The sequence below is a fragment of the Proteus sp. HMSC14B05 genome, assembly GCF_001808035.1.
GTDB classification, from domain to species: Bacteria; Pseudomonadota; Gammaproteobacteria; order Enterobacterales; family Enterobacteriaceae; genus Proteus; species Proteus mirabilis.
Map to the genome: position 1 here is coordinate 1 of NZ_KV791999.1, position 1,483 is coordinate 1,483.

At 41.2% G+C, this 1,483-nt stretch carries 2 protein-coding genes; both read right to left on the bottom strand.

Annotated elements, in window-relative coordinates; all coding sequences use genetic code 11:
• Window positions 1-579: 579 nt before the first annotated feature.
• The gene (locus HMPREF3129_RS14080; RefSeq protein WP_004242747.1) at window positions 580-900 is read right to left on the bottom strand and encodes a DUF7716 domain-containing protein; all 321 of its coding nucleotides are present in this window, start codon (window positions 898-900) and stop codon (window positions 580-582) included.
• 13 nt (window positions 901-913) lie between these two features.
• Window positions 914-1,357 carry an HNH endonuclease gene (locus HMPREF3129_RS14085; protein WP_070487100.1) on the bottom strand — a complete coding sequence of 148 codons (444 nt, stop codon included), beginning with the start codon at window positions 1,355-1,357 and terminating at the stop codon, window positions 914-916.
• Window positions 1,358-1,483 lie beyond the last annotated feature (126 nt).

The following is a 1,483-nucleotide window of genomic DNA, read 5'->3' on the forward strand; positions in this document are numbered from 1 at the left end:
GCTGATTGACTTGCAGTGAAGTTAACTCCCCCAGCGCCCCAAAAGCATAATGCAACTCCCGCTCACCAAAACGAGTCAATGCCAGCGTATTATCAGCTTCATTCCATTGATGAATAATCTCTTCTTAGAGCTGGCAAATTTATAGCTACTAATACTCTATTGCTTCGCTTGTTATGATGCCCAACATGTTCTATCTGGATAAGACGCATTCTAAATCAGGCACTCGCATAAATCCCCCCCGAAAACAGAGCGGCACTATACCGTCGGCTATGCCCCCAACGGCAACAAAGCCGCACCACCGCCCGCAATACACCTTAGATACAGTGGTTAAAAGACGCCGGTTTTGAAACAGTTTTCACCTTTACGGTAAAAATCTTATACGAGTGTTTTGTATTGATACTCGATAGCGAAGGCATTCAAACAATTAAATAGCAAAACCAACAGCAGCAAGCACAACTGAGTGCCATCAAACTCACGATGCGCAAGCTGATGGTGGAGTGTATTAATGACTAAAGCGTAAACAGAGTTGCTATTAAAAACGAAAAAGCTGGAAGATTACATGATCTTCTGGCTATATAGCTAAAGAGTCAAATAAGCATCATTATTAAAATAATAAATGAGACATTGAAGCAATTCTTCTTCAGTTACATTCGCTTTTTGTAATTTAGCATAAGTAACAATGCTTTGTAACATTTGGATCGTTAGTACATACCTATAATTAGCTTCTTTTATAACTTCAGGATCATCATCTAGTTCATCTGACTCAACGTCATCAGGATCTTCAATCATAGCTATAGTATCTAAATCCCAACTAAATGTATCTTTAGGCAAATAAAGCGCTAAATTCCAAGGTACATCTATTACTTTTTGTAAGACATTTCTCAGTGTTTCTTCGATCATATTATCGTCCACCTCACCAATTACTCATTCCTCCTTTTCCTCCAGGATGAAGAAAATCCTGAACAACTCCAGGAGCTTGATGTTGCTTTATAGGCACTAATTGCATAACACCAGGTTGACTAGCCTCATGATGCCATGTCAGCTCTGGCAATGGTGAGCGTCTTGGGTATGCTCCTCTAGGACCCGTCTGTACACCTTGAGTTATTCCCGGATACATATCTTCTAATTTTTTAGCAAATATGGGGTCTGCTTTCATGGCCTCATGAAGATTTCTATTAGCTTCCTGAAAATGAACCTTATCAGAACGTCCGGGATAGAATTTACTATCTATTTTTGTTTCAAATGCTACCGAGTATCTTGGGCTTGCTAATGGTCTACCTGAACCGTCTAGCTCCCCTTTATTCCCTTTGCCACCCGCCAACCCAAACGGATCAACCCACCCCGTCGGGCAATGCACATACCCATAGGGATTCAGCCCACCCAATAGCCCTATGTGGTCTGGGGAAAGATACTGCCCTGTCTCCTTATCATAATAACGAAAGCAATTATAAAGCCACTTTCTTCATCTTCATATTGCCCCGCA

Coding starts and splice junctions, on each gene's coding strand:
- HMPREF3129_RS14080 (WP_004242747.1), bottom strand. CDS start 900: ATGATCGAAGAAACACTGAGAAATGTCTTACAAAAAGTAATAGATGTA.